Here is a 26,664-nt window from a genome sequence, read left to right as displayed (position 1 = left end):
TATAGGAAATTCCTGTAAATGAAAGGTCAGGTACGTTGTCAGGCCTCTGTTTTTCACACAGACTGTAGAAAGAAAATATAGTTTGAAAAGGTTCAATCACCATCTTACTTTATAGTTAAAGAATACGGGTAGTTAAATTAACTTCAATGAGCCCAAAAAATAAACCAAGAGTTATCCTTGTTCGTAGGGTAAGGTTACACAAATTAGTACAATTGTGACCAATAACAAGCCAGAACAAGATTTTTCGGCCATGGGCACCCCTTTACAATCTTCCATCAATTCGGAAAGCAACCGGTATGATTATACCATTGATGAATTAAAGCAGATCCCTAACTGGCAAAACTTATCGGAAGGAGAGATTCAAATGCATTTCTCTAAGATAGGAGCCCAAAAACAAGAACCCTTAAGCGATCCACTAGATACCTCCGCCCAAAACAAGGCAGGCATGAGCAGAGAGAATCTGAATTTAAGCAGGGAATAAAACACTGACTTTCCCATCTGACAAGCAAAAAAGCAGCCTATATAAGAGCTACATAGACTGCCTTTGGCTTCATAAATATTTTTGATGAAAATGTACATGCGTATCTAATAAATATGTAGATTTTCACCAGTTATGAAGCGATTCATGATGCAAAAAGTGTATATCTATAAAGGCCTTCATTGATAATGAGGGCTTTTATCATTTATATAGACGCTGTTTTTGGTTGCGTCCACCTGTAATAAGGCTACAGGCCAGATATGGATAAGCGCTCAAGATATATGTTTACACATACAAATGAAAGCTTTTTTGAAATCTCTTGAAACAATGCCAAATATTATAAATATTGTATTATTATATAAATTGCTGATAACTAGGCATGTATTGATAAAGATTAAGTTAATATATGCTTATTCTCTGCTCACACCTATGTTATATTCAATTGATTTAAATTCTTTAAGTCAAAAGAAAGCGTAGCTAGCTGTAACTCATCTTTAGTATACTACTAGAATTTTATCCTCTGTATATGAAGTTGATGCGGTAAGCATCTCCCTATAATTGACATACTAATGTTACAGTATTGGGCAAAAGGAGTAACCAACACTAAGCCTACGGCGGAGAGCAACAACAATACGAACAGCTAACGAAGGGAGAAAGGGCCTAAGGTGCCAAGGTTAGTAAATAGATTTTTTCGATCAATAATCGCTTGTTATCACTTATTTGTTTGCTTTCTGTAGAGGTCCAAGTAGTAGAAGCAATGAGCTTTAGGGCTTCTTCTTGGGAAAGCGTACTGATTTGATTATTTTGTTCAAGCTTTGCTTTGTAAAACCTGTTGGCAGGGGAGAAGTAATGAACCGTTAATTTTTTAAAGGGTAACATGCAGGCGTAACTATGTTGAGAAAGATCGTTTTCGGATTTACCGGTAAATAAGCGAACATACTCGTTTTTCTCTAATCTACAAACTCGGTACTTGTAAATAGTTACTGATCTTCTCCTTTTACTATTCCAATAAAAAACAAAGACGGGCAAAAGGGGAAAGAACACATCAAAAAGGCACTAAAACAGCTCTCATACATATACATCCCCTTGAAAAAGGATAGCCAAACAAAGCCAGTAAGTATTAAGAAGTTACCTTTCCAAATGCTATTTTCATTAACAGGGATTAGAAACGGCCACAACTACTTACTATTATGGAAGCCGCCAAAAGCAAAAGCATATCTAGGGTGAATATTCTGTTTATAGGACTACTCCTGTTGGATAGCTTCTATTTAATGATTTCTTCAGCTACTCTGAAACAACCCCTCGCTGCCATGGGTAAAGGGGAAGTAAAAGTGGATGCACTCACCATGATGCAGTCTTCCTTTGCAGGAAAGCCTTCAAAAGTAACTATACAGTTTACCATGGATCAGTTACTTACCTGTTTCCAGCTGAAAGTAACTGAGGAGAATTATTGCAAAATAGGTTTGGCCTTAACTGCTCTCAGAAAGGAAAGTAAGACCAACGTATCTGAAATGCAAGTAGCAGAGTGTGCTATGGAGAGTTATCAGAGAGGAATATACGCTGATATAGCGGAGGCCATGCAAGCATGCGCATATGTTCTGAATGAGCCATAAAGCATAATATAGCCACAGATCAACTTCAGGTGTTAGATAAAACGAAATACTGTCTACAGCACCTACCCTAGGAACCAACAGTAAAGGCAAGAGCATCTACCAAAACTCCAGCCTAAGTAGTCAGCATTAGATTTTCCTATAAGTAGAAGAGTGTCTACGACGAATATGCTCAATGGCATAGAGCAGCCAGACTAAAGCTACTAGGATCAGGAGCTGGAACCCGAATATTTTACCATATAAGATTACCATAGGAGAAAATCAAGGAGTCGTTCATACATTCATAACTTGGCAGAAATGGCTTTTTTGGTAGACTATCACAGATAAGCCAGCGCTTAGAAAGGCCACAAGAGGTAGTAACTACTCTTCCAGTTTGTATCTACTGTACCATACAGCCTGAAGTATCGGGTAGAACAGTAGTGCGATAAACACAGCCTTGCTATTTTCCACTATTTTCCTGATAGAAAGCTCAAATCAGAAAAAGCATTCAATAAAAATTAAGTTATAGTCTACAAAAATAGCTCCTAGGCAGTTACGCCCATCTCGTCCAACTAAGATATATCTCAAGAGCTAAAATAATAAAAAAAGGAAAACTTCACTAATATTTATATCCTTAACAAGTAAATAATATCATTCCTTGATTACAGGCTTCTTGTATTTATATATTTAAGAATAAAATGATAAAACGTAACAACAAACAAAGATACAAAAGCTGGCCGTTTGCTGACGGCTACCAGAATTGTACTCCCATTCGAGAATAACAAATAAGTGCAATTACTGTATCTGCTCTTTTGTTGATCTTTAAATGCACAGAGCAAGATAAAATTGTGAACAACAACTATATTTTAAATGTTTCCTCTTGTTTTATATGTAAATTTCACTTTTCATTCCGTAAAGGCTTTGATAGAAATCATTTGTATACGCCCTATATTATCTCCAAATATGGCTACTTCCCTTAATCCACAAATATTATAATATTTAACTATACCAAAGTGTTGAAGATTAGTTTGTGCTATTCTGAGATTCAGGAAAGCAATAAATTCCTCAATCGTATTATTATCTATCTTATGCACAATAATCCAGTCAGCCACATTATCTATATAAAAGATAAGAATTGATTTTTGTTGGTAATACGACTTGGTCCAGCCTGAAATTTCACGATTTGTTACTAATTCTGAACTTTGAGCCCGTCCTATTATTCTTTCTATCGCTTGAGAGTTTCTGCCAATAAGTTCTGTAATAGAAAACATAGACTTAGTTTAGCTGACAGCATCAGCACAAAGAGCAGTAACAAGGATATAGCTACCCACAGATACCACCTTTCAATACTTTTCTGCTTAAGGTAAAGTTGTAAAACAAGCAAAAGAAAAGTTAAATCCACAATGTAGCCATCAAATAAATTAAGATTAACCTTCAACAGTTAATAAATTTACAATCTTCTACTCTACCAGGGAGTTTTACTCAAAATTGAACTTGCTACATTTGACCCAACAGTACGTGAAGGTTAGTTGGCTGAATGGAACTTAAGCATCTATTGTTTGACAAAGGGTACTTCCTTTCAACTACAGCCATTCTACAAGCAGAATATCGTCTCTATATCCTGTAAAATCGTTAGTTTTTTAATGAAAATAACTATCTTTTACTGTTACCCTATTCAGCTTTTAAAATTGTGTTTAAGCCATAAATAAGATATGTATAGCTAATCTACACTGATAATTCTGAAGAAAATGCTGTGTGAATCAAATAATTTAGAATAAACCGACCATTCATATTTATGCTGCTGTCGATCGAAAAGCTAAATAGGTTACTATATAACAGTAAAGCCCGTGTACATTCATTGTTAAATCTGCTGACTTATATCAATTCCTTTGCAGCCTTTAGCTTACTTACGTATGTATATGGTTTCTACCTAACAAGCAGTGAGGTTTCGAGCATTTTTATTTTTCTTAATGCAGTCATCCTTCTCTATACTGTTATCTATCTAGTCCGGCTCCTATATGCCTTTCAACGGATAACTTTTCTCAGGAATACTATCGTAGAAATAGCCTTGATGGGGTTTTTAGTATACAATGGTGTGTCTTACTACTTTTTCAATTCAAATGTACTTTACATTCTTTCTCAATTGCTTGGCTATGAAAATGTAGGTGCTTTCTATGAAGTGGCCACCACTTTGCTTATTCTGCTACTGGTAGGCATAGAAGTTTCTAAAGTGAGTACCCGTATATCTGGTGTCCGGCTGAAACCGGCCGTTACCTTGATCTATAGTTTCCTGCTGATTATAGCTATGGGTACAGGCCTGTTAATGCTGCCTGCCATGACAAACAGCCCAAGCTCTATGGCTTTTCTGGAGGCCCTCTTTACAGCTGTCAGTGCTACTTGTGTGACCGGGCTGATAGTAGTGGATACAGCTACCTATTTTACCTTTAAAGGACAAGTAGTAATTCTGTTTTTGATACAGATAGGAGGGATAGGCATGGTTACGTTTGCCACCTTTTTTGCGCTTTTTTTGAAAGAAGGCGTAGGGATTAAACATCAGTCAATCATGCAGAGTTTTTTAAGTACAGAATCTTTATTTTCTGCCCGGGGGCTGCTCCGGCAAATAGTGTTGCTTACCCTGCTAATTGAAAGTATTGGCTTTGTTGCTATATTCTTTGCCTGGGGCAGGGAGGTTGAATTTGAAAGTTTGGGGCAGAAGTTGTTCTTTTCCATTTTCCATGCGGTTTCCTCTTTTTGCAGCGCCGGCTTTAGCTTGTATACCAATGGCTTGTATGAACAACCCCTTCAGCGGGCATATATTTTACAACTGGTTATCGCCCTCCTGATTATCTTAGGCAGTCTGGGCTTTTCATCCTTGATGGACTTGTTTTCTATATCCTCTTTACGGGAGAGGCTAGCTAAGCCTTGGAAAGACTGGAAGCTAAACACCAAAATTTCCGTGTACGTATCCTTTGGATTGATTGTGTTCGGAATGGTTATTTTTTTTATCCTGGAAAAAAATAACACCTTAGCGGGGCTTAATCTAATGGAGTCCTTGATTGCTTCATTTTTTCAATCCGTCACCCGTACAACCGGTTTTAACACAGTTGATGTGACCAATCTGCATGTGCCTACCCTTATCCTGCTGATGTTTCTCATGTTTATTGGTTCATCCCCGGGGTCTACCGGAGGCGGCATCAAAACCACTACCTTCTATATTATTGCCCTTTCCGTCATAAGTTCGATCCGTGGAAAAAAAATTATCTCTATAGATAAACGAACCATACCCAATGATCTGCTCTTTAAGGCTTATAGTGTCATTACTTTTGCAGCTGCATATAATTTAGTAGCCTTGTTCATTCTATCTATTACTGAGCCGGATCTTAATATACTTCATGTATTTTTTGAGCAGGTTTCAGCTTTTGGCACGGTAGGCTTGAGTGTGGGTATTGCCCCGCAATTGTCAGCAGTTGGCAAAGTAGTATTAATTATTTCTATGTTCCTTGGGAGAGTGGGCACCCTCACGATTGCCTTGGCTGTAAGCCGCCAGGTGATCAGCAACGCCTATCAGTACCCCAACGCATATTTAATGGTTGGTTAACCGGACTTTTGAAGTACAGCTCACAAAGCCCAATGGATTTTAAGCTATGTCCAGTACCTGATGTACCCTGTCTATTTCTCTTTCATCGGCAGCCATTATCAGCATGTTATCTCCGGATTTAATCTCGGTAGCTCCGTTAGGTACTATATATCCATTGTCCCGTTTAATCATTACAATTAATGAAGTCTTTGGAAAATCAAGGCCCACAATGGTTTTTCCAACAGCTTTACTTTGAGGAGGAATTTCCACTTCAATCAAGGCATTTTTCTCATTGTCTGCTAACTCCAGTTCTAAAGCTGATTTTCTCCGGAGCTTTTCTGGTACGCTTAGATGCAGCCAGTTGGCAACTACGCCCAGGGTAGTACCTTGCAGAATTACCGAAGTCAGTACAATTATAAAAACAATATGGAACATGGTTTCTGCCTGGTTTACGCCTGACAGTAAAGGATAGGTAGCAAACACAATAGGCACTGCGCCCCTGAGGCCTACCCAGGAAATATATACTTTTTCCCTGACCGACATTCTGAAAAAAAGCAGGCTGATAAACACACTTAGCGGACGGGCTACAAAAATCAGGAATAAGGAAACTAATAGGCCAATACCTATCACCGGCACAATTTGCTTAGGAAATACAAGCAGGCCCAGGGTAATAAATAGCAGGATTTGCATCAGCCAGGCAACGCCATCATAAAAGCGGATTAAGCTTTTCTTATGAATAAAATTATTGTTGCCCATCACCATGCCGGCAATATAAATAGCCAGAAAACCGTTTCCATTCACATAATTGGTGCCTGCAAAGGTAAAGATGGCCAGTGATAAGGTTAGTACAGGATATAAACCGTCATTTTCTAACTTGATATGATTAATCAGCCACAGGGAGACTCTTCCCATTAGATAACCACCTAAGCTGCCCAGGATCATTTGAATGAAAAAAGAAGGGATTAAACTTATAATGGAACTTTCCGGGTTTACCAGCAGGCCGGTCACGCCTATCGTAAGAAAGTAGGCCATGGGGTCGTTACTGCCGGATTCAAATTCTAAAGTTGGCCGGAGATTCCTCTTCAGGCCAATATTTTTGGTACGGAGAATGGAAAAAACGGCTGCTGCATCCGTAGAGGAGACAATCGAGCCAAGCAGCAGGCCTTCCAGTAAAGAAAAGTCTGATATCCACGATACGAATACCCCTACAACCAGAGCAGTGATCAATACACTTAAGGTAGATAAGGAGACACCCCGCCACAAAATAGGTTTTATACTTTCCCATTTGGTATCTAAACCGCCTGAAAATATAATCAAGGCCAGTGAAATGGATCCTAATGATTCTGCTGCCTTATAATTGTCAAAATAAATTCCCCCGATTCCGTCTGAGCCGGCAAGCATCCCTATCCCAAGAAAAAGCAGTAATACAGGCACACCGGTTTTTCCGGAAGTTTTACTGGCTATAATCCCAATAAAGAGCAAAATGGAGCAGCCTAGTAAAATATTTTCAAAGGTAAAGTTCATTAGCAGGTAGTAGGTGTTAGCAGTGTTAAAATTAGTATAAATATCAATCTAATAAAATGAAGTGCAGAGCATATTGCCCCGCACTCGCTGATTAATTTAAAAAAACACTGCCCAGATTACACAAGCTATGATTATTGCTAATATGGGCCCTACCACCTTCCAGTTTACTTCGCTTCCATCATTATCATCGTTTGTGATCTTATTTTTTTGATTTTCAGGTTTCATACTTGGGAAATAGTTAAATGATTAAAAAATAAAAGTTTTATTCTTCCGATTTGGCCCTTATACCTGTCTTTTGGATAGAAATTTATCCAAAAGGTATCATGCTGCTTTTGTTATGAAAAGCAGATGCGTGAGTTTAGCAATGAAGAATAGTTTGAAAAATCAGGTAATAGCACAGCAAGCGCATGGTGAATGCAAGCCGTTCTATTAGAGATAAAATAAGTAGGTGTGAAAGAATAAATAAAGCAGGCAGCAAAACTGTTTTCTGGTTTGCCATAACCTGTATAGTATTTACTCCGGCACTTTACTCCCCAAAGTAGGGCTAAGGGGCATTGATGAGAATAAGGGTATGGAAAATAATGCGGATGTAGAAGTAAATAAATAAGGGATCAACGGCAACAACCTTACTATTTCTACAAAATAAAAAGAAGGCTAACACAAAAAGGCAGAATACGTCAAGGAATGCCACCTGAATGGAAGTTGCCTGGACAACAACAGCATCGGGAAGCTGTAAATTGAAGAAGGTATATAATTTGCCTTCTGTAGCCGCACCGGCAGATTTTATGTTATAATTGGCGGTTGCAATTTCATTGGAAAGAGGCATATTCACTTTGAAGTTTTTTCAAAGCAAAGGACTAGCAGAACAAATGCCGGAATGAGTATGGTTACTGAAAGCCTTCTACGCATATTCCGGCAAAGATAACACTTGATGAACTTACGCCAAAGTAAATTATTTGAATAAGATAATGTAGCATGTTAAATGGGTGCAAATGCCTGTTCCTATCAACTAATTTGAATCTTTCAGCAGGCATTTACTATGTGTTGTTTACCTAGGTTTTAATTAACATTAGAATTCTAACCGAATTTTAATCCCCCTCTAACAACCTGTTAATTTCTCCAGACTATTTATTGTTTACCTTTGGGGTTCCTAAAGGAGTGGCGTACCTATCGAGTAAGGTAATAAACCCCAAAGCACCTGCAAAGCCTGCCCAAATGGGCGTTTAATGTAAAATATAAACCAAACCTGACCTGATGAAATTACTTTCCCAGATACATGATCCTGTCTACAGGAAGAAAGAAAAATACACGATAGCAGATAAGTTTTTCCTTAGGCTTATCCGCGATGAACGGGACCTGCCTTTTATGTATCTGACTGTTGCAATCAGTTGCACTTTGGTTCCAATGGCCATTTTTTTATACCTGCCCCTTCTGGATGGATGGCTTTGGTGGCTCTTTGCTGCCGGTTATCTGCTGTTGAATAATTTCTATTTTAAAGGACCATTCGGGTTGATGCTGCATTGTACCAGCCACCGCAAGCTGTTTAAAAAAGCGTACAACTGGGCCAATTATTATTTACCCTGGATGTTAGGGCCGTTTTTTGGGCAAACTCCGGAAACCTATTTCAGTCACCATATTGGTATGCACCATCCGGAAAACAACCTTCCGGAAGATAAAAGCTGTACCATGTTTTACCAGAGGGATAGCCTGCGGGGCTTTATGAACTATTTTTGCAGTTTCCTGTTTACCGGCATTTTTGGATTATCGGCTTATTTCCTGAAGAAGAACCGGAAAAAATTACTAATTAGTACCATTATGGGGGAGTTAGCCTTTTTTGTAATGTGTATTGCTTTAAGTTTCCTGGATTGGAAGGCTACCCTGGTTGTGTTTATTCTGCCTTTTCTGATTTCCCGCTTTATCAGCATGCTGGGCAACTGGACACAACATGCCTTTATTGACGCTGCCGACCCTGGTAATCCTTATAAAAACAGTATTACCTGCATTAATACAGTGTATAATAAAAAGTGCTGGAACGACGGCTATCATATCAGCCATCATATCAGGCCAAGTATGCACTGGACTCAACACCCGGTGTATTTTCTTACTACTAAAAAAGAGTATGCCCGAAACCAGGCCATTGTTTTTGACGGAGTGGATTACCTGGCTATATTTTACTACTTAATGCGGAAGCGCTATGATATCTTAGCTACGCATGTGGTGAATATAGAGAATACCTATAGCTCCCATGAGCAAATAATTGCTCTATTGAAACAACGCACACAACAAATTGCATCTTAATTGTTTAGACTATACTTAACTGGATATTGCCATGATTCAATCAGCCTTTATCAGAGATATTTTATATGCTATAACGGAAGGGGAAGAAGCAGGTACCCTGCTCAGAAGCCAGCTTGAGCAACTTACAATAAAAGAGATTGAATATACACAAACCGGTTGCTTTATTAGTTTTGAAATTCCTCATAAAGGGATACTGGAAAAGAAGATAAACCGGGACCTCATACTGGATGGATTACTGGTGAATTCGGATGAGCTCGAAAGTGGTGCAGAAGCCATTCTGTATATAACCTGTGGAATAATAACAGACCTGGAACTTTGGTGCCTAAGCGGAAAATATCCGCAAAAGGAACTAACCAATTATTCATTGAGCCGGGCTGGGTCAAAGGCAGTTATTTAAGACCAGATAAGTAGTTGAACAATTTTGGGTTTATTCTGTCAATTAAATGGTCATTGAGAATACTACAGAAAGCAAATCTATAACTTAAAGATGAGTGTATCCTATGTGTTAATAGAAAAATGATCAATAGCCGTAGAATATAAAAACAGCACCTTTTATTATTAACTAAAGTCGGTTTGCAGGATCATCGGCTAACTTTACCTGAATAAAATAAGCCACCAATGCCATCAGGAGTAAATAAATAGCAAATAAGTTTGAGATAGTAACAAACAAACCAATAAGCATAAGGGCTATACCGGCTGACAGCATAAGTTTAGAATGTATATACAGCCACTTATATTGATAATCAGTAGCACTTACCTTGTCAGATTGGGAGATGCTTCTGAAGAAGATTTGAATGCGTATCTGTGCAAATAATAGCCACACCAGTGAGATGAACAATAAAAATATTCCTGTATGATTGATAAGGGGATCATTCAGGGATTCAATCGGCATCAGTAACATATAATATTGCGGGGCAAAGCAGTAAAGAAAAATGATTAGCACGGCAAGAGCTAAAAACAGTTTAAAAAGTTTATTCACCAACAGATACAACTTATCTGGATTAATTCTTTGGTCGGTAATTGTCCTTTTCAGCTCACTCATGGTTTGCTTGCGCAAAATATTACTGAGTATCATCACTGTCAAAAAAACAGCAATATAGCTCAATAAATAAGTACGAATGTGTTCATCAGTCATGAGTTGGAAATACAGGTTAAAGAACTGCTGAGCGCCTCTAATAGGAATGGATCCAGGCACATTGCCCGCATTAGATCACCTATATATTTTAACGCAACTACCCTGCAATAAATATAATCATTTCTTATATAAATCCTTTTCATGCCTATGGCTAAAAACCAGAAGATAATCAGACCTGTAGAAAAAAAAGTGGTAGCCGTTTGTACAATCGTATATGGTATTGGTTGCTGGTATATTCTGTTTATGAGCTTTTATCACTTTACGCTCCTGGAGAATTTTGCCGCAATCCTGATCCTGGGAGTAATTGTTATGGTCATTGCATGGATTAGCTTGCTGGTGCTGAAAAAAATATGTTGAAACAAAGACTTTGTTTTTTATCCTTTCAAGCATAAGGGTAAAGCTGCTTAAAGACATAGAATCAAGTAAGTAATTGAAACTTTTAGCATCTGACTATGAAGGAGTTCTTTGATAAATTACAACTATATTTTAGAGAGTCAATCCTACGCCTGGGAAACACAGACATCAGCTTTGGGGATGTGTTGTATTTTGTAATATACATTTTCATTTTGTTCTATGTTACAGGCAAATTAACTGCACTCCTTGATAGCCGCATACTTAGCCGGTATATAGCGGAAACAGGTGTTCGGCAATCTATTGGAAGTATTTTTAAATATACGCTTTTGACTATTGGCATTATTGTCATTGTGCAATCAGCTGGCGTTGATTTAAGTACATTAGGCATACTAGCCGGTGCTCTCGGTGTTGGTATCGGGTTAGGCTTACAAAATATCACCAATAATTTTATTAGTGGTATTATCATTCTTTTTGAAAGGCACATCCGTATTGGCGACCGTATTGCAGTAGGCGAAGTTACCGGGGATGTTGTTAAAATATCCGCTAGAGCCACAACGGTTATTACCAATGATAATATATCTATATTGAGTATATTGATCGCCCAAAAGTATTGAAAAGCCAATTGTATTATGCCATCTTTGAAAAATTTATCCAGCAAGGAGTTGAAATACCATATCCTCAACAAAATTTAAACTTGCGGACCAATTTTGATGATATACTAAGAGATTTGCCTCCAATGAACGCAAATGGAAAATTCAATAGCACTGACTAAGCCATAGTATACTTGATTACAATTGTATATTTACCCATGAAGATATTAATCGTAGAAGATGAAAAAGAAGTAGCCACATTCATTAAAAATGGATTGGAGGATTATGGCATAGAGGCTACTATTGCCTTAGATGCTGTTGCCGCCCAGCAGATGATGATGCAGACACCGTACACGACAGTGATCATTGATGTAAATTTACCCAAAATCAATGGTTTTGAATTATGTAAGATTATCCGGGAGCGCTATGGTGATTTACCGGTATTGATGTTAACGGCCATGGGAACAACCGAAAATAAGCTTTCCGGATTTGCCGCCGGTGCAGATGATTATTTGGTAAAGCCCTTTGAATTCAGGGAGTTAATGGCCCGGCTTAGGGTGTTGAATAAAAGGAGATATGGCCCTCCCCCTGAAATACCTATTCTTCGGATTGCCGACCTGGAATTGAACGTAAACAGCAAAACCGTAAAAAGGAGTAACCAGGTGATTGAGCTTACAGCCCGGGAAATTGCACTTCTAGAACTATTCATGCGTAACCAGGACAAAGCCTTAACCAGAAATGAAATTTTAGACAAAGTGTGGGATTTATCTTTTGATACAGGCACCAATGTAGTGGATGTATACATCAATTATTTACGTAAGAAGATTGATAAAGACTTTTCTCCCAAGCTTATCCATACCATTACAGGGATAGGCTATATAATGAAGATGTATGAAGAATGAGCTATGAAGATCCGCACCCGCCTTACATTAAATTTTACTCTGATTGTAGCTTCTATTCTGGCAATTTTTTCCCTGTCCGTTTATTTCTCTTCTTTTACACATAGGAAAAACGATTTTTATACCCGTCTGGAAGAAAGGGTAAAGACTACTACCCGCTTATTGATTGAAGTAGATGAAGTTGATGAAGCCTTGCTGCAGATCATAGAGCGGAATAACCTGACCTCATTACCTGAGCAACAGATAAGCGTGTATAATCAGGATAATCAGGTAATTTATACAAGCGATGAAACGCCGGATGCAGTAGCTGGCACTCAACAGATTTTTGATCAGATCAGAAGCGAAAAACAAATCCGGTTCCGGAAAGGCAATAGAGAAGCCATTGGTTTTACGGTAACTTATCATAATAAGCAATATACCATTATCGCTTCAGCTATTGACCGGTATGGGCTGAGTGAGCTGATTTTCCTGCGTACAATCCTCGCTACTGGGTTAATTGCCAGTCTGATCATAGTGGCACTGGCAGGCTGGTTATATGCAGGGCGGGCTCTGCGACCTGTATCAGAAATGATCAACCATGTATCAAAGATTAAGGCTTCTAACCTGCATTCGCGGGTGTGTGTTGGAAAAAGCCAGGATGAATTAGCCTTACTGGCTACTACCTTTAACCAGATGCTTGATCGGGTGCAGGATGCATTTGAAGTGCAGCGTAGCTTTGTAGCCAATGCTTCTCACGAAATGCGTACCCCCTTGACAATTATCACCGGAAAGATTGAAGTAACCTTGATTAAGCCCAGGACGGTGCAGGAGCATGAAGAAAAATGGAAATCTGTTTTAGCGGACATATCCCATCTCAACAAGCTTTCCAATAACCTCTTAGAATTAGCCCATGTAAGCCTGGGTATGGCTCAGATAAACCTTTCCAGGGTATCTTTAGATGAGGTGGTATATAAAGCAGGCAAGAAATTATTGTCTAATCAGCCCGGATATACTATGGTGTTTGAATTTGACAATGAGTTGGAAAATAGACACCCTTCGCTCACTATTAGCGGAGATGAATCGCTGCTGGTCACTGCCTTTTTGAATTTAATGGAAAACGGGTGTAAATACTCATCGGATTCACAGGTTAAAGTTATCTTAGGAGCAAATGAGAAAGAAATAATTATTCAATTTCAGGACCAAGGGATAGGTATTGATAAACAGGATGCACCTTATATTTTTCAGCCATTTTTCAGAAGTGAGCATGCTAAGTCTATAAAAGGCCATGGTATAGGCCTTTCGCTTACCCAACGTATCATTCAATTACACCAGGGCGAAATTAGTTTTTCTTCTGTCCTTGAGCAAGGTACTACTTTTACGCTCCGCTTTCCCACTGCTTTCTAATCATTTTCTAATCCTCTTTTAACAAGCCATTAATGTGCTGTTGGATATTCTCCTCTACCTTTGTCTAAAGGTATCAGGTGTTATTTAGATATATTTCCTTAATGGAACTACCCTCCCGAACGTATATGCAAACCTAACTTCTAGTAGTATGAGAGGATCATTACCAAGCCAACCGGCCGGGCATACACTTGAATTAAGCCAAAAAGAGGAAAAAGCACTTTACAGAAAGGTTTTCCGGCTAAGTATGATTACGTTCCTCTACAAATTAACCGAAGGTATTGTATCAGTGTACATAGCAGGTGATACGAATCATCTGGTTTTATTTGGTTTTGGCATTCACAGCGGGATTGGAATTTTAACTGCCCTAGGAATAGGGTATATGGCTCTGTGCCAGGAAAAAGGACTACACCAACAGGCCAATTATTTTTTGTATTGTATGTTACGGACAGCTGGTATTGGCTTTTATTTTGTATCTGCCCGCCTGTTAACATCTATCATCTGGTATAATTCATCCAATCAAAAGCCGGAAACTACTATCCCAGGCATTTACATTTCCATTGTTTCTGCTGCCATTGTTTTTTTTCTGTACCGCTATAAGGCTTCTCTTGGATACAGGTTGTCATCCCAATTCTTGCTGAACGATGCCTATGCAACCAGGGGTTCTATTCAAATGTCAGGTGTATTGCTCTTTTCAAGTATACTGTATGCATTTTATACGCATGATTTTATCGATGTAATCGGCAGAGCAGGACTAACTTTCTTTACAATTATGGAAGGAAATAATTACATGAGGCAATCCAGGGAACTAGTTCAATAATACATATAGACTCTAACTCAAATCAGATTATTTAACAATCTATCACTATTTATAATATGCATGATTAATAGTATGCATGAATTCAAGCACTAGCGCATCTCTCATTTTTATTTGTAATCTGCTTGCTATTCTCATATAGTTATTTATTTGATATATTAAATGCTGATACGGTGCATAACCTTCAATAGAAAGAAGGAGTATATATTTTATTCAAAAGGTCCAAAGCGCTCATATTCCTTGAAGTGTATTCTATCTGTGAGTGTAGATATATTTGTCAGGAATAGAAAACATACGATCAATTCTCCATGAACTATATTGCACTTATTACCGGTATTATCCTACTTATTGGAACTGTATGCGATCTATCTTATACCACTTTTTCCTCCAACGGGGCAGGTTACTTAACTGATACACTGACAAAGGGTATATGGCGCACTTCCTTGCTCATCTGTGGAAAGGATGGGTCAAAAAAGTTTTTAGAATATGTAGGCATTTTCACCATAGGTGCCATTATTATATCCTAGTTTCTGCTGATCTGGCTTAGCTGTGCTTTCATTATCAACGCAGATCCGGATTCTGTTGTGAGCTCAGGTACGAATGAAAGAGCTAGTATTATGGAAAGAGTATATTATGCAGGCTAAACGTTAACCACAATGGGAAACGGAGACTACAAGACTACAAGCAATGCCTGGCGGATGTTTACCGTATTTTTATTATTTACAGGTTTTATGTTTATTACTACAGCTGTTACCTACATGTTGCCTATACTTTCAGCGGATGTATTTAAGAAAAAAGTAAGCAAGAAAATATATTTACTGGGCAGAGATCCACAGGAAATACTACTAAACCATTGGCAGAAAGGAAGTTTCAAGCGTTTGGAAAGTAATTTCAGTGATCTCTCGGATATGATTCTTACCCATAGACAGCAGCTGTTAGCGTATCCCATTTTGTATAGTTTTCACAACTCGCATCCCCAAAATTCTAGTTCCTTAAGTATAGCTGCACCAGATGAAGCACTGACAATCTTATTAGTACATGTGCCGGAGGAAAACAGGCCAAGTAATCAGGTTATAGGTCATTTAAGAAAAGTAATAGCTAGTTTTCTTAATGTATTAGATAAGAATTTTATAAAAAAAACAAAAACAGAGATTTCCCTCCCACAGATAGAAAGATTGCAAGAAGCAGGCATCCCTTTGATAAAAGAAGATCATCAAATAAGGGAATCATATAAGAAAATTTCCAGAAGAAGACATTTAATTGGCATCATGCTCAACAACGAGGGATGGAATTTTAGTGACATTTACCAGTCAGACTTAGATTATGAACTTGAAATATAGCTAACTACCATTATCTATTACAGCTGATGCACAAATCTGTAAAGGATAGCAATGACTATATCTGAATCAACAAGAGACATCATCTGCCACAAAATCCTAAAAAACAAATTACATCTAATTAAAATTGAGTATGACTGTTGTCCATTCTAATTATTTTTTAATGATCTTTTAATCACATTCTAATCTGTAACAATCATTTTCGAAATCTCTCTTCCGTATAAATACAGGTATAGTTGATAAAATATGCCCATCAAATACTTGTATATATGATAAAAGTAGAAAAAACCAGGGAACAAAAAATTATTGAGAATTATTTCGGCAAAGAAGCTACACCCATTACTAAGCGAGAGTTTAAGATTGAAGGAGCGGGTTATTACCAGGTGCATCCAATAAGTTATATAGAGAGCCATCCGGAGTTTAATAAACTCTCTGTAGATGCGATAAAGGTAGATGAATTTTACTTGATAAGATATAAGTAAATACGCGTACTAAAAGGGAAAGATGTGGTAGCTATTACTATCATGGAGAAGATCAAACAAGAAAATAGGGTGTTAGCTAAACGTATTCAAGTGGACTATGGATTGAGCAAGAACACTCAATAAGAATTTATCTCATTGGATAAGCGAGCTTATGATCATAAACAATGTCAATCGGGCTCGATTTTTCTGCTTTATCCCTCTCTGTTTTTGGAGGGGGTCACTTTGTACACCACGGACAGCCATTTAGTTTAGCTATTTTGTACAGTATAAATACTTGGCAAAACAACGGCTATTATATAAGTATTGAGTACAAATAGTTACCTTACTTTAGTAATTTGAAATTGCTGAATCTTCTTGGCATCAATAACTTCCCTGCTAAGAATAATATCATAAATGCCTATATCTTTTCTTTCAAACCTCATTTACGCGATTAAAAACTGCAAAAATGGGTATTTACTCGGCTTTCTGCTGCTAAACCTGGATTAGTGATATGAAGTATACTAAAGCTACTAGCGTATCTATTGTGTAGTGTCATGAAAAAGCATGAGCAATAATAGATAATAAATTAGGCAGCTGCTTAGCTCTTAACTTCATGGGTAATAGGTGGATTGTATACCTGTATGCCCGCGTTTATGCACGTTCAAACAGGCAATAATAGGGGAATGTGCTAATAGCTTGTACCTGATCAGGTATACTCGGTTTGCTTTTTACTTTCTAAAAATACCTGTCGGCGATGTTTAGCCTGACTCCGCTAATATAACATATTCACCTAAACACCTTCACTTTTATGGCGAAAAATGAAAATAAAGATCAGAAAAATTCCATCGAAACCACCAGGGTTGACGAAAACAGTAAAAATCAGCAACTGGAAAACTTCCGCGAAGACCCAAATGAACAGTACCTGACTACTGATCAGGGTGTTCGCATCAGCCGCACCGACGATTCCCTCAAAGCTGGTTCCCGTGGGCCAACACTCATGGAAGATTTTCATTTCCGTGAGAAAATGACGCACCTGGACCATGAATCCATACCTGAAAGGGTCGTGCATGCCAGGGGCTCGGGCGCACATGGCTATTTCCAGGTATATGAATCTATGGCAGATCTGACCAAAGCAAAGTTTTTACAGGATCCTTCACAGAAAACACCTGTATTTGTTCGCTTTTCCACGGTGGTAGGCTCCAGAGGCTCTGCTGATACAGTAAGGGATGTGCGGGGCTTTGCTACCAAGTTTTATACACAAGAGGGAAACTACGATCTGGTAGGAAATAATATTCCTGTGTTTTTCATTCAGGATGCCATTAAATTTCCCGACCTGGTACATGCGATCAAACCACAGCCGGATAAGGAAATGCCTCAGGCTTCTGCCGCACATGATACCTTCTGGGACTTTGCTTCGCTCATGCCCGAAACTGCCCATATGCTCATGTGGGTACTCTCTGACCGGGCCATTCCGCGTAGTTTCCGGATGATGGAAGGATTTGGGGTACATACTTTCCGCCTCGTAAACGCACAAGGCGAAGGCTCATTCGTGAAATTCCATTGGAAACCCTTGCTAGGGGTACATTCCCTGGTGTGGGACGAAGCCCAGAAACTTGCAGGCAAAGATCCAGACTGGCTCCGCAGAGATTTATGGGAAGCCATTGAGACAGGAGAGTATCCGGAGTTTGAATTAGGGATACAAATGATTCCAGAAGGAGATGAACACGCCTTTGCATTTGACATATTGGATGCCACCAAGCTTATACCAGAAGAACTAGTACCAGTAAGACGAATAGGGAAAATGACATTAAACCGCAATCCGGACAATTTTTTTGCCGAAACGGAACAGGTAGCCTTTCATCCGGGCAATGTAGTGCCGGGAATAGATTTCACCAATGACCCGCTACTGCAGGGCCGTTTGTTTTCCTATGTAGATACACAGATCAATCGTTTTCATAGCTCAAACTTTACAGAGGTGCCTATCAACCGTCCGGTAGTACCTGTACACAACCAGCAGGGTGCCGGTTTCATGCGGCAGACCATTAATAAAGGCAAGGTAAATTACTTTCCTAATTCCCTGGGTGGTGGCTATCCTAAAATGGCATCTGAGCAGGAAGGTGGCTATGTACACTATACTGAGAAAGTGGAAGGACACAAGATCCGCGAGCGAAGCAAAAGCTTCAAAGACCATTTCAGCCAGGCAACCTTATTCTGGAAGAGTATGTCGGCCGGAGAGAAAAAACGCATTGTACAGGCGCTACATTTTGAACTGGGAAAAGTAGAATCTAAGGAGGTACGCATACGGATGGTAAATGAAATACTCAATCATATCAGTTATGAACTGGCCACTATGGTAGCCCAAGGCATAGGCGTAGATGCTCCTTCCATAGCAGTAGGGAGCAAGGTAAAAGACGTTGCCGGAACCATAAAAGATAAAGCTGTTCATGCACTTAGCGGGGGCAAAACTGTAGAAGATTCGCCTGCACTGAGTATAGACCGCAACAATAAATCAAATTCGATTAAGAGCCGCAAAGTAGCTATACTGGCCGATAATGGCTTTTCAAACATAGAAGTAATGTCTGTCAAGCAAGCTTTACAGACACAAGGAGCAAAGGTCAGCCTTGTTTCTATGTTTAAAGGTAAGATTAAAAGCACAGAAGGAGAAGAACTCGAAGTAGACAAAAGTCATATTACTACAGGTTCTATCATGTTCGATGCCATCTTTATACCTGGTGGAAAAGAGAGTGTAGAGAAGTTAAAGAAACAAGGTGAGGCCCTACACGTTATCAATGAAGCCTATAAGCATGGCAAACCCATCGGAGCAATCAATGAAGGAATAGAGTTATTGATGGCATCCAGTATTGGGCAGGCAATAACGATAGCTTCGGCAGAAGAGAAAAGGAAACCGGTAGTAGAAAAAGGCATTGTTACTTTGCAAAACTCTCAAGACTTTACAGCTTTTAATGAAGCCTTCATTCAAGCCATCGCTCAGCATAGGCATATTGTGGTGCGCGAAGAAAGAGCCATGGTGCCGGCCTGATCTGCCCTTGTTAGCAAGGATGATTCAAAGGGGTGAAGGAAATTTTCTTTCCCCTTTTGCCCTCTGTCAAGTTTTTACAAGAATATAAAAGTAATAGTTCAATTAATTCTCCCATTCGAGTAACTACAGAATCCCTTTGGTATTCGGCTACTTGCTTTCTGATGAAATTCATAGATAGACTTGCTCTTTGTAAATAATCATTGTACATTTCTTTCCAAAAAATTTGCCTTGCCGGCTACACAACCTGCTTCACCTTTCTGCAGCCTGTGCTATACCTATGGCTTCACCCATAGACAATCCGATAGCTTCTAAAGCGTGCTTAAAAAGAAAAAATGCAAAAAATACTTTCCCTTTCGATCCTTCTTTTATTCGTACAGACGGTTTATGCCCAAGCTATACTCGATATCAGATTTCACTCCCTGCAATCTGGCAGCGTAAAGCTAGTCAACACAAAAACCCGAAAATCATATTCTCTACTGATTAAAGAAGGGCTTTTAACTTTCCAAGATACCCTTGTTGAGCCTACTCTTTTTTCCATGGTCGTGGAAGGCTATAACGACAGCCGTCCCTTGAATTTGATCCTATCAAACCAAAAAACTCACGTGGCGTTTGGTACTTTTTCAAAGGTAGGGGAGAGTGAAACTATCAGAGATTTATATCCTAACCAACCCTCTTTTATCAAAGACCCCAACAGTAATCAAACATGGTATGCCTTTCATCGGGAATGGATGAATTTTTATGATACAATCAGGGATCTATCCACTTCTGATTCAAATGAAATGTTGGAAAAAAGAAAACAAGTCTATGATTCTTTTCTCACCTATTGTGAGACTATTGTTAAAAACAACAGCGATAAATATGTAGCAGCGCTTATCATTGAGTACTTACTCAGAGATAATTTACTGCCATTAGAGACTATCCAAACCTATTATGACTACCTAGCACCCCAGGTAAAAGAGAGCTTCTTTGGAATACAGATTGGAGAATATGCAGGCAAAAAGGGGCGACTTGGTCCTGGAAACCCGGCTCCAACATTTGAGCTGGTGGATATGAATAATCAACCTTATAGGCTTAATAATCTTAAGGGGAAAATGGTACTGCTTCATTTCTGGTCATCCACTTGTGCCCCTTGTATTAAAGAAGCCCCCGAACTAATCGCTTTAACAAACGAAAATAAGCATAGGTTAGTCATCCTCAATATATCGCTTGATTCAGACAAAGATAAGTGGAAAAAAGCCATTGAGCGGGCAGGTATGAACGCACTTATTCATGTCTGCGATGGGCAGGCATTTGAAAGCAAAGTAGCTCAAGAGTATGCCATCAGGGTGGTTCCTTCCTACTATCTGATTGATGAAGGGGGCAAAATTATGGGCAGTGGCAGTCTTAATCAAATGTCATCTGTTTTGAAGAAAAAAGTGCCCTGAACACCAATTCCCTGGCTGGTTAGTAGCCTTTTTACTACCATCTAATGCCTCTATCAAACGGAATTCACAAGAATTAACATAGAGAGCAATAAACCATTTGTTGATATCCTATACCCTCACCTGGCAACTACAACTCTACCTATGGTCTTTCTCTTCCCACTCGTTACCCAAGTAAAAGTGAGCCTTATTGCCTTCTTTATACTAATCCTGCTTTTTGGATGCAATATTTCTCTTTTAGCTCAACTTCATCTCAGGGGCCATGTTATCGATGTAGATACAAAGCAGCCTTTGGCTTATGTAAACATCGGCATCAAGGTAAAAAACAAAGGGACCACCTCCTTAGCGGATGGATCTTTCTCTATTACGATTCCTCCTGAGTATGCTACTGATACGCTCACCTTTTCCCTGGTGGGCTATCATCCATTTGATCTGCCCATTAGCAAGGGTTTGCCTGCAAATGAACCCCTCTCTATTCTATTAAAAGAGAAAACAATCCAGTTAGGGGAAGTAAACATTAGGGCAGAAAAATTAGCCGAGAAAAAATATGGAATTAAAAGGCGCAATCTGCTTCTCCATTTCACCGATGGCATGTTTGAAAGTAAGGATATCTTTGAGATCGCTCAGGTAATCAAGCTGGGAAATAGGGCTGCTCAGATCACTTCGCTCAACCTCCACATCAATGCCCCAAGGGCTGACAGTGCAAGTTTTAGGATCAATTTTTACAAACTCTCTGATGGCCGCCCGGCAGAAAGAATTATTGAAAAAAGTATTCTGCAAAGACACCCCATCAAGCCAGGTTGGCTCAAGTTTGATCTGCAAAGCTATCATCTACAATTGAATGGTAATTTTGTTGTCTCTATTGAGTTTATTCCAGAACCCAAAGAAAATGTTGGCTCTATTTATTATGAGGTAAAGCTGGGTGGTACTTCCAGAAGCTTCTATCGTAGAAACAGTCTGGGTCAATGGAACACACCCCCTCATCATTATTGTATGTATGTGACGGCTGTAGTGGATAAAAATGCATTTGTTGAAGAGGAGGATCAAGAAACTGCTCCTACTTTACGTATGCATTCAGCCGTAGTCAATGATTCTTTTAGTTTGTTTATCCGCTTACCCAGGGGGTATGAGAGAAACAAAAAGAAAAACTATCCGGTGATCTATCAACTGGATGCCAATGCTTATTTTGATCAGGTAAGCTATGCAGTAGGGCAATTAAGTAAAAAGGGGAAACTAGCTATAGAGCCAATCATCGTAGGTATTGGCTACGCAAATGCCTATGTGATGGATTCCTTACGAATACGGGATTATACCTTTCCTCAGGTACACTCCTCACAAGGCTTGCCTATGGGCGGAGGAGGGGACAAGTTCTATACATATATTACAACAGAGCTCATTCCCTATATTGATACCCATTACCGAACGGATACCAATAAGCGGACATTGATGGGACATTCTTTAGGCGGTTATTTTACTTTATATAGTTTATGGCGGGATTTAAATCAGGAAAGGCTTTTTAATGCTTATGTAGCTGCTAGTCCTTCACTAGCCTATGCTGACTTTTATCTGATTAAAGCGTTTGAAATGCTGCCACTTTCTAAGAAAGGAGAAAGCAGGCCAGAGGTGTATATGACAATGGGAGAAATGGAAATGCAACAGGATGTGGAAGAGGGCTTCAAGCATTTAGACCAGATGCTCAATAAAAAAGATGTTGTAGAGTTAAAAACAAAGATCCTCCAGGGGGTAGAACATATGAGTACAGCTATTCCTTCTTTTGAGGAGGGCATAGAATTGATGCTGATCAAATAAAAGAAAGGCTATTGCCGAAGCAGACCATTCTGAATGTAACGCTCAATGTAGTTAAAATAATTCCCCCTATAATATTCCAGCTTCAAATGAAAATTTGGGCTAAAGGGGAAAGAAAACTTCTGCTGTACAACCATAAAGAACAATATTTTTAACACCTCTGGCCCATCTGCCAAGTTTCAGCAAAGGGGGCGTTATTTTAACTATTCCTTCGGGTAACAGCAATTTAAGTTTCAGTCAAATTATCTTTGTTGCATAATTTACTGTCCAGTCAAATGTAGCAAGTTCAAGATGTAGCAGGTTCAAGTAGTTGCAGCTACATACAAATCGATAACACGCTCTCGCACACAATAGCCTCTTGCATAAATAAGTTTTATAGCACCCTTTTTAGAGAGATGATCAAATACTTCACTGAACTTTCTGGAAATGGGTTGAGATAGATATTTAGGCACCTCTGCTGCTATTCTACTATACCCACCTACAAGAATAGCTTTCATGGAAATACGTAATAAAGCTGCCACCCAATGGCTGGAACAGTTTGACAAGGATCAACTCATCCGGAAAATCTTTTATTCAAAGCTTCTTTCTCCGATGACCAGTACCCATGGATTGGGATCCGGAGCTGTAAACATTCCTCCAGCGTTTGTTTTTGCTTTATAACTGAATTGGCCAGTCCTGGGATCAAACCAATAGTAGGAAAGGCCCACAGGTACATTTTTTATGATGATTTCTCCTCCCCTTTCCAGATAGGAAATATAAAAAGTGCCTTCCTTTGAAAGCAGTGGTTGATTTCCTTGAGTCAGGTCCCACCTTTTTTCCATATCAGCAAAATCAAATCCCTGAAAGGCTTTGGCAATATATGCTACATATTTGCTTCCTTCCAGATCCAGGGCTTCCCGCCAGGAGAAAGCCGCATTTGTCCATTCCGGCCAACCTGGTTCATCTGCTGTAATTTTCCATTGCCAAAGACTGGCAGCCCCATAAACCACACCCATGGTGCCTCCATGCATCAATTGCTTCCATGCATCATGGCCCTGCCACCAGCCTAGCCCAAGTTTTCCTTCCCCCATTGCTTCATAGGTAGATTCTCCATTCATACTAGCTTTCGTTGGTTTTTCCTCATACATTCTTTCCACCTTATGAAACAGATGCTTGCCCTCATGTCCGGTTTGTGCCCATTGAAAATCCAGCCATGGCTCCTGCTGGTAAATACGGTTGTAATGAAAACAACAACTGCTGTCTCCCTTTGCCCAACTAGCCAGGTAATCATCGTAGGGACTATAATGAAGGCCAACCGGTTGTTGATAGCTATCCCATTTCTCAAGCGCTTCCCCTGCAGGCTTTACCCCCTTTGCATGGAGTGGATGACCATCCAGATTGATCAGCCATAGGGCTGGCATACTTCCATAACGGGCAAGCAGATATTTGCAATATCTCACATATTGATCGCTTTCCGCCTCTGTACCAATCGCTGTTTCTCCCTTCCATCCGTAGCCATGTGCGAATGGCGCGTAAACGGGTACCAGTTCATGATCAATCAATATGTCAACAAGCGAATCGAGGGTTTGGAAATAATCTGGTTTCAGATTATTCAACGCTCCTTCATGTAAATCTTCAAAAGCCCTGCCAAATCCCAAAACTGTATTACGTGCTTGGGGCCCCTTAGCGAACTTATCTGGTTGCAAACTCAATAGGAGTGCCGTATTGAACCCTTTTTGTCTGCGGTCATTTGCATAAACCATCACTTGTTGAGGGATAGCACGGAATGGAATTGACCATGGCGTATCAGCCACGATCAAAAAAGGAGTGCCATCCGCATGCATTACGTTTCGCTTACCGGGAGACATTTTTAATAATCCACGCTTCAATAAGTTGTTGTTTGCTTTATAGGGTATGGAGTGAAGAGTGCCGGTTTTTCCTGCCAATCCGCTGTCATCGACAGATGCATAACTTACCCAGGACCACCTGTGGCCAAAGTCGGGAGGGGTAAAGCGCACTTTCCATACCTGATTGCCATCCCAAAAGGCGGGACGAAGAAGACTGTCTCCCTGATCATTTACAAACTGAACCCAAACATCTATATCTGTGTATCCATTGGGATATTTTTTTTCTGACTCGAAGCGGATTTCATGGGTGGTCCATTGTTCTACTTCTACAAGTTTGTTATCATTCTGACAGCCCAATAAGGTGATAATTACCAGCAATAGGGTCAGTACTTTCATATCCTTGGTTTTTTCTGTCTGTGACATGAGTTAATCCTATCTGTCAATCTCAACGGGTTTATTTTATATTTTTCAAACGCTCATGCAACTTTTATGACAATTTTTTCTAAAGTCCTTGATTCGTTTTGCAAGTCAAGCTCGTAGGCATATAGGTAAGTTCCTGGTAATAAGAAAAAAATCAAGCATATTGACAAGAATCTGCCGGTTCTTTTCTTGAAAAGCTTTTTTACAAGAATGTTGTATGCATTGTTTTTTATGCACCAAGAGCATAATTCTAAATCAGCAGGATATAAAACTTGTCCCAACTGGGAAAGTGCTATTACTTCAAAAGAAAATAATGCTAGTTAACTACCTGCAGGCAAACCAACTACTGCTGACCTTCCCAAAGAATAAAACATTAAATAAGTAAAGCCAAAGGGGGAGTTAATCTAATTCCTCTTGTCCTTTTTATAGACCTTCAATTAAAATTCTGCCTACACCTTGTCAAATGCCTAATACTGTTCACTAATAAGTGTATAGTGGCTACTACCAATTATAGACTTATTTTACTTTCTTAGTAAAAATTTTTAAACTTATCCCTAAGGTATTGCTGCTCACCTCTAAGCATACATAGTAGAACAAGCAGCTCCCTTTGAAATGGAATAAAGAATTTATTTGTTATTTACGGCCTAACCAAAAGAATGATGACAAAAACTATTGCACTTCTCATACTAACCCTTGCTTTTTGTGCCTGTTCTGACAATAAAAGATCAGATAGCAGTTCAAGCGCAGACAGCACAGCTACCCCTGTAAGAGAGACAGAGAGCCCTTCGGCCTCTTTACTAAAAGTATGGGAAACAGATACATTACTCACTACGGTTGAATCTACTTTATATGACCCAAAGGCCAGTATCATTTATGCCAGCAACATCGAGGGACATCATTCCACAAAAGATGGCAAGGGCTCTATTTCTAAACTTAATCCTGATGGAACAATAAGCCAATTAAAATGGGTAAGTGGCTTGAATGCCCCCAAGGGTATGACCCTCCTCCATGATAAATTATATGTGACAGATATTGATGAGCTGGTGGAAATCAATCTGGCGGATGGTAAAATAGTAAAACACTATCCGGTACCGGGAGCCACTTTCCTCAACGATGCAGCCAATGATGGAAGCAATGTCTATTTATCCGATAGCGAAACCGGCAAAGTACACATGCTGGAAAATGGAAAAATAAGCCTACTTACCCAAGGAATGGAAGGAATCAACGGACTTGCTGTAAACAATAAAGGAGAGCTATTTATTCTGGATGGGAAAGGATTAAGCCGTTATACTAAACAAGACAAAGATACACAGGTTATAAATGAAGTGGTAACCGGTGGAGATGGGCTGGTCATTCTAGACGATAGCACCTATTTAGCCAGCCGGTGGCAAGGACAGATCTATCTAATCAGGAATGGCAAAGAACAATTATTGCTAGATACGCAAGCGGATTCTTCTAATACAGCCGATATTGATTATATCTCAGCTCAGCAATTGCTGATTGTCCCCACGTTTATGAAAAACAAAGTAGTGGCTTATAAACTCTCGTATTGAGACAATTTTATAAAGCTGTCCGGCCACCTGTTTTTCGGACAGATGGCAAATAGAAAACTAATACAATTATGAGTTTCAAGAAAAGGGGAGTTCATTTAACTCTGATTTTTGTCAACCTATATTAGGACAAGACCCTTAGCTCTTACCTAAAAAAGATTT

Annotated in this window: 24 protein-coding genes; 17 read left to right on the top strand and 7 right to left on the bottom strand. The window is 39.3% G+C overall.

Going from position 1 to position 26,664, the window contains the following annotated elements; all coding sequences use genetic code 11:
• Positions 1-214: 214 nt before the first annotated feature.
• Positions 215-481, top strand: a complete 267-nt coding sequence (locus Q0590_RS26570; RefSeq protein WP_302040673.1) for a hypothetical protein — start codon at positions 215-217, stop codon at positions 479-481.
• 657 nt (positions 482-1,138) lie between these two features.
• Here Q0590_RS26570 and Q0590_RS26565 read toward each other — a convergent pair.
• Entirely contained in the window at positions 1,139-1,357 is a 219-nt protein-coding gene (locus Q0590_RS26565) for a hypothetical protein (RefSeq protein WP_302040672.1), read from the bottom strand.
• Positions 1,358-1,668: 311 nt separating this feature from the next.
• On the opposite strand from Q0590_RS26565, the gene Q0590_RS26560 reads away from it, so the two are divergent.
• Positions 1,669-2,091, top strand: coding sequence for a hypothetical protein (locus Q0590_RS26560; RefSeq protein ID WP_302040671.1), 423 nt, complete (start codon positions 1,669-1,671; stop codon positions 2,089-2,091).
• 881 nt (positions 2,092-2,972) lie between these two features.
• Here the strand turns inward: Q0590_RS26560 and Q0590_RS26555 are convergent.
• On the bottom strand, positions 2,973-3,338 hold the full coding sequence (locus tag Q0590_RS26555) for a hypothetical protein (RefSeq protein WP_302040670.1): 366 nt from the start codon (positions 3,336-3,338) through the stop codon (positions 2,973-2,975).
• 524 nt (positions 3,339-3,862) lie between these two features.
• Between Q0590_RS26555 and Q0590_RS26550 the strand changes: the two genes are divergently transcribed.
• The gene (locus tag Q0590_RS26550) at positions 3,863-5,665 is read left to right on the top strand and encodes a TrkH family potassium uptake protein (protein WP_302040669.1); all 1,803 of its coding nucleotides are present in this window, start codon (positions 3,863-3,865) and stop codon (positions 5,663-5,665) included.
• A gap of 39 nt (positions 5,666-5,704) precedes the next feature.
• On the opposite strand, the gene Q0590_RS26545 is transcribed toward Q0590_RS26550, so the two are convergent.
• Both Q0590_RS26545 and Q0590_RS26540 read right to left on the bottom strand, forming a co-directional pair.
• Positions 5,705-7,168, bottom strand: a complete 1,464-nt coding sequence (locus tag Q0590_RS26545) for a potassium/proton antiporter (protein WP_302040668.1) — start codon at positions 7,166-7,168, stop codon at positions 5,705-5,707.
• Positions 7,169-7,712: 544 nt separating this feature from the next.
• A complete protein-coding gene (locus Q0590_RS26540; RefSeq protein WP_302040667.1) occupies positions 7,713-7,994 on the bottom strand; it encodes a hypothetical protein in 282 nt (93 codons plus the stop codon).
• A 428-nt stretch (positions 7,995-8,422) separates the two neighbouring features.
• Here Q0590_RS26540 and Q0590_RS26535 point away from each other — a divergent pair, with 428 nt between their 5' ends.
• Together Q0590_RS26535 and Q0590_RS26530 are read left to right on the top strand one after the other, a co-directional pair.
• Complete coding sequence (locus tag Q0590_RS26535; RefSeq protein ID WP_302040666.1) at positions 8,423-9,466, top strand: fatty acid desaturase family protein; 1,044 nt, start codon at positions 8,423-8,425, stop codon at positions 9,464-9,466.
• Positions 9,467-9,497: 31 nt separating this feature from the next.
• A complete protein-coding gene (locus tag Q0590_RS26530) occupies positions 9,498-9,863 on the top strand; it encodes a hypothetical protein (protein WP_302040665.1) in 366 nt (121 codons plus the stop codon).
• 165 nt (positions 9,864-10,028) lie between these two features.
• Here Q0590_RS26530 and Q0590_RS26525 read toward each other — a convergent pair whose 3' ends face one another.
• Complete coding sequence (locus Q0590_RS26525) at positions 10,029-10,601, bottom strand: hypothetical protein (RefSeq protein WP_302040664.1); 573 nt, start codon at positions 10,599-10,601, stop codon at positions 10,029-10,031.
• A gap of 147 nt (positions 10,602-10,748) precedes the next feature.
• Between Q0590_RS26525 and Q0590_RS26520 the strand changes: the two genes are divergently transcribed.
• From Q0590_RS26520 to Q0590_RS26470, 11 genes are all read left to right on the top strand, one after another.
• Positions 10,749-10,958 carry a hypothetical protein gene (locus tag Q0590_RS26520; protein WP_302040663.1) on the top strand — a complete coding sequence of 70 codons (210 nt, stop codon included), beginning with the start codon at positions 10,749-10,751 and terminating at the stop codon, positions 10,956-10,958.
• A gap of 95 nt (positions 10,959-11,053) precedes the next feature.
• Positions 11,054-11,569: a mechanosensitive ion channel family protein gene (locus Q0590_RS26515; RefSeq protein ID WP_302040662.1), complete on the top strand. Its 516-nt coding sequence runs from the start codon at positions 11,054-11,056 to the stop codon at positions 11,567-11,569.
• A gap of 194 nt (positions 11,570-11,763) precedes the next feature.
• Positions 11,764-12,447: a response regulator transcription factor gene (locus tag Q0590_RS26510; protein ID WP_302040661.1), complete on the top strand. Its 684-nt coding sequence runs from the start codon at positions 11,764-11,766 to the stop codon at positions 12,445-12,447.
• A gap of 3 nt (positions 12,448-12,450) precedes the next feature.
• The gene (locus Q0590_RS26505; RefSeq protein WP_302040660.1) at positions 12,451-13,827 is read left to right on the top strand and encodes a HAMP domain-containing sensor histidine kinase; all 1,377 of its coding nucleotides are present in this window, start codon (positions 12,451-12,453) and stop codon (positions 13,825-13,827) included.
• A 148-nt stretch (positions 13,828-13,975) separates the two neighbouring features.
• Positions 13,976-14,644 (top strand): cation efflux transmembrane domain-containing protein, encoded by a 669-nt coding sequence (locus tag Q0590_RS26500; protein ID WP_302040659.1) that lies wholly within the window; start codon positions 13,976-13,978, stop codon positions 14,642-14,644.
• Positions 14,645-14,949: 305 nt separating this feature from the next.
• Positions 14,950-15,168: a hypothetical protein gene (locus Q0590_RS26495; RefSeq protein WP_302040658.1), complete on the top strand. Its 219-nt coding sequence runs from the start codon at positions 14,950-14,952 to the stop codon at positions 15,166-15,168.
• Between the two features lie 129 nt (positions 15,169-15,297).
• On the top strand, positions 15,298-15,981 hold the full coding sequence (locus Q0590_RS26490; RefSeq protein ID WP_302040657.1) for a hypothetical protein: 684 nt from the start codon (positions 15,298-15,300) through the stop codon (positions 15,979-15,981).
• Between the two features lie 266 nt (positions 15,982-16,247).
• Positions 16,248-16,460 carry a hypothetical protein gene (locus Q0590_RS26485; protein ID WP_302040656.1) on the top strand — a complete coding sequence of 71 codons (213 nt, stop codon included), beginning with the start codon at positions 16,248-16,250 and terminating at the stop codon, positions 16,458-16,460.
• Positions 16,461-17,247: 787 nt separating this feature from the next.
• A complete protein-coding gene (locus Q0590_RS26480) occupies positions 17,248-19,479 on the top strand; it encodes a catalase (protein ID WP_302040655.1) in 2,232 nt (743 codons plus the stop codon).
• 332 nt (positions 19,480-19,811) lie between these two features.
• Positions 19,812-20,903 (top strand): TlpA family protein disulfide reductase, encoded by a 1,092-nt coding sequence (locus Q0590_RS26475; protein ID WP_302040654.1) that lies wholly within the window; start codon positions 19,812-19,814, stop codon positions 20,901-20,903.
• Between the two features lie 141 nt (positions 20,904-21,044).
• Complete coding sequence (locus Q0590_RS26470; RefSeq protein WP_302040653.1) at positions 21,045-22,709, top strand: alpha/beta hydrolase-fold protein; 1,665 nt, start codon at positions 21,045-21,047, stop codon at positions 22,707-22,709.
• Positions 22,710-23,008: 299 nt separating this feature from the next.
• Here Q0590_RS26470 and Q0590_RS26465 read toward each other — a convergent pair whose 3' ends face one another.
• Complete coding sequence (locus tag Q0590_RS26465; protein WP_302040652.1) at positions 23,009-23,203, bottom strand: hypothetical protein; 195 nt, start codon at positions 23,201-23,203, stop codon at positions 23,009-23,011.
• A 72-nt stretch (positions 23,204-23,275) separates the two neighbouring features.
• Positions 23,276-24,955: a DUF5060 domain-containing protein gene (locus Q0590_RS26460; RefSeq protein WP_302040651.1), complete on the bottom strand. Its 1,680-nt coding sequence runs from the start codon at positions 24,953-24,955 to the stop codon at positions 23,276-23,278.
• 653 nt (positions 24,956-25,608) lie between these two features.
• On the opposite strand from Q0590_RS26460, the gene Q0590_RS26455 reads away from it, so the two are divergent.
• Complete coding sequence (locus Q0590_RS26455) at positions 25,609-26,505, top strand: SMP-30/gluconolactonase/LRE family protein (protein WP_302040650.1); 897 nt, start codon at positions 25,609-25,611, stop codon at positions 26,503-26,505.
• Positions 26,506-26,664: the final 159 nt, after the last annotated feature.

Source organism: Rhodocytophaga aerolata, from assembly GCF_030503435.1.
GTDB classification, from domain to species: domain Bacteria; phylum Bacteroidota; class Bacteroidia; order Cytophagales; family 172606-1; genus Rhodocytophaga; species Rhodocytophaga aerolata.
This window is presented reverse-complemented; position numbering and strand designations above follow the sequence as displayed.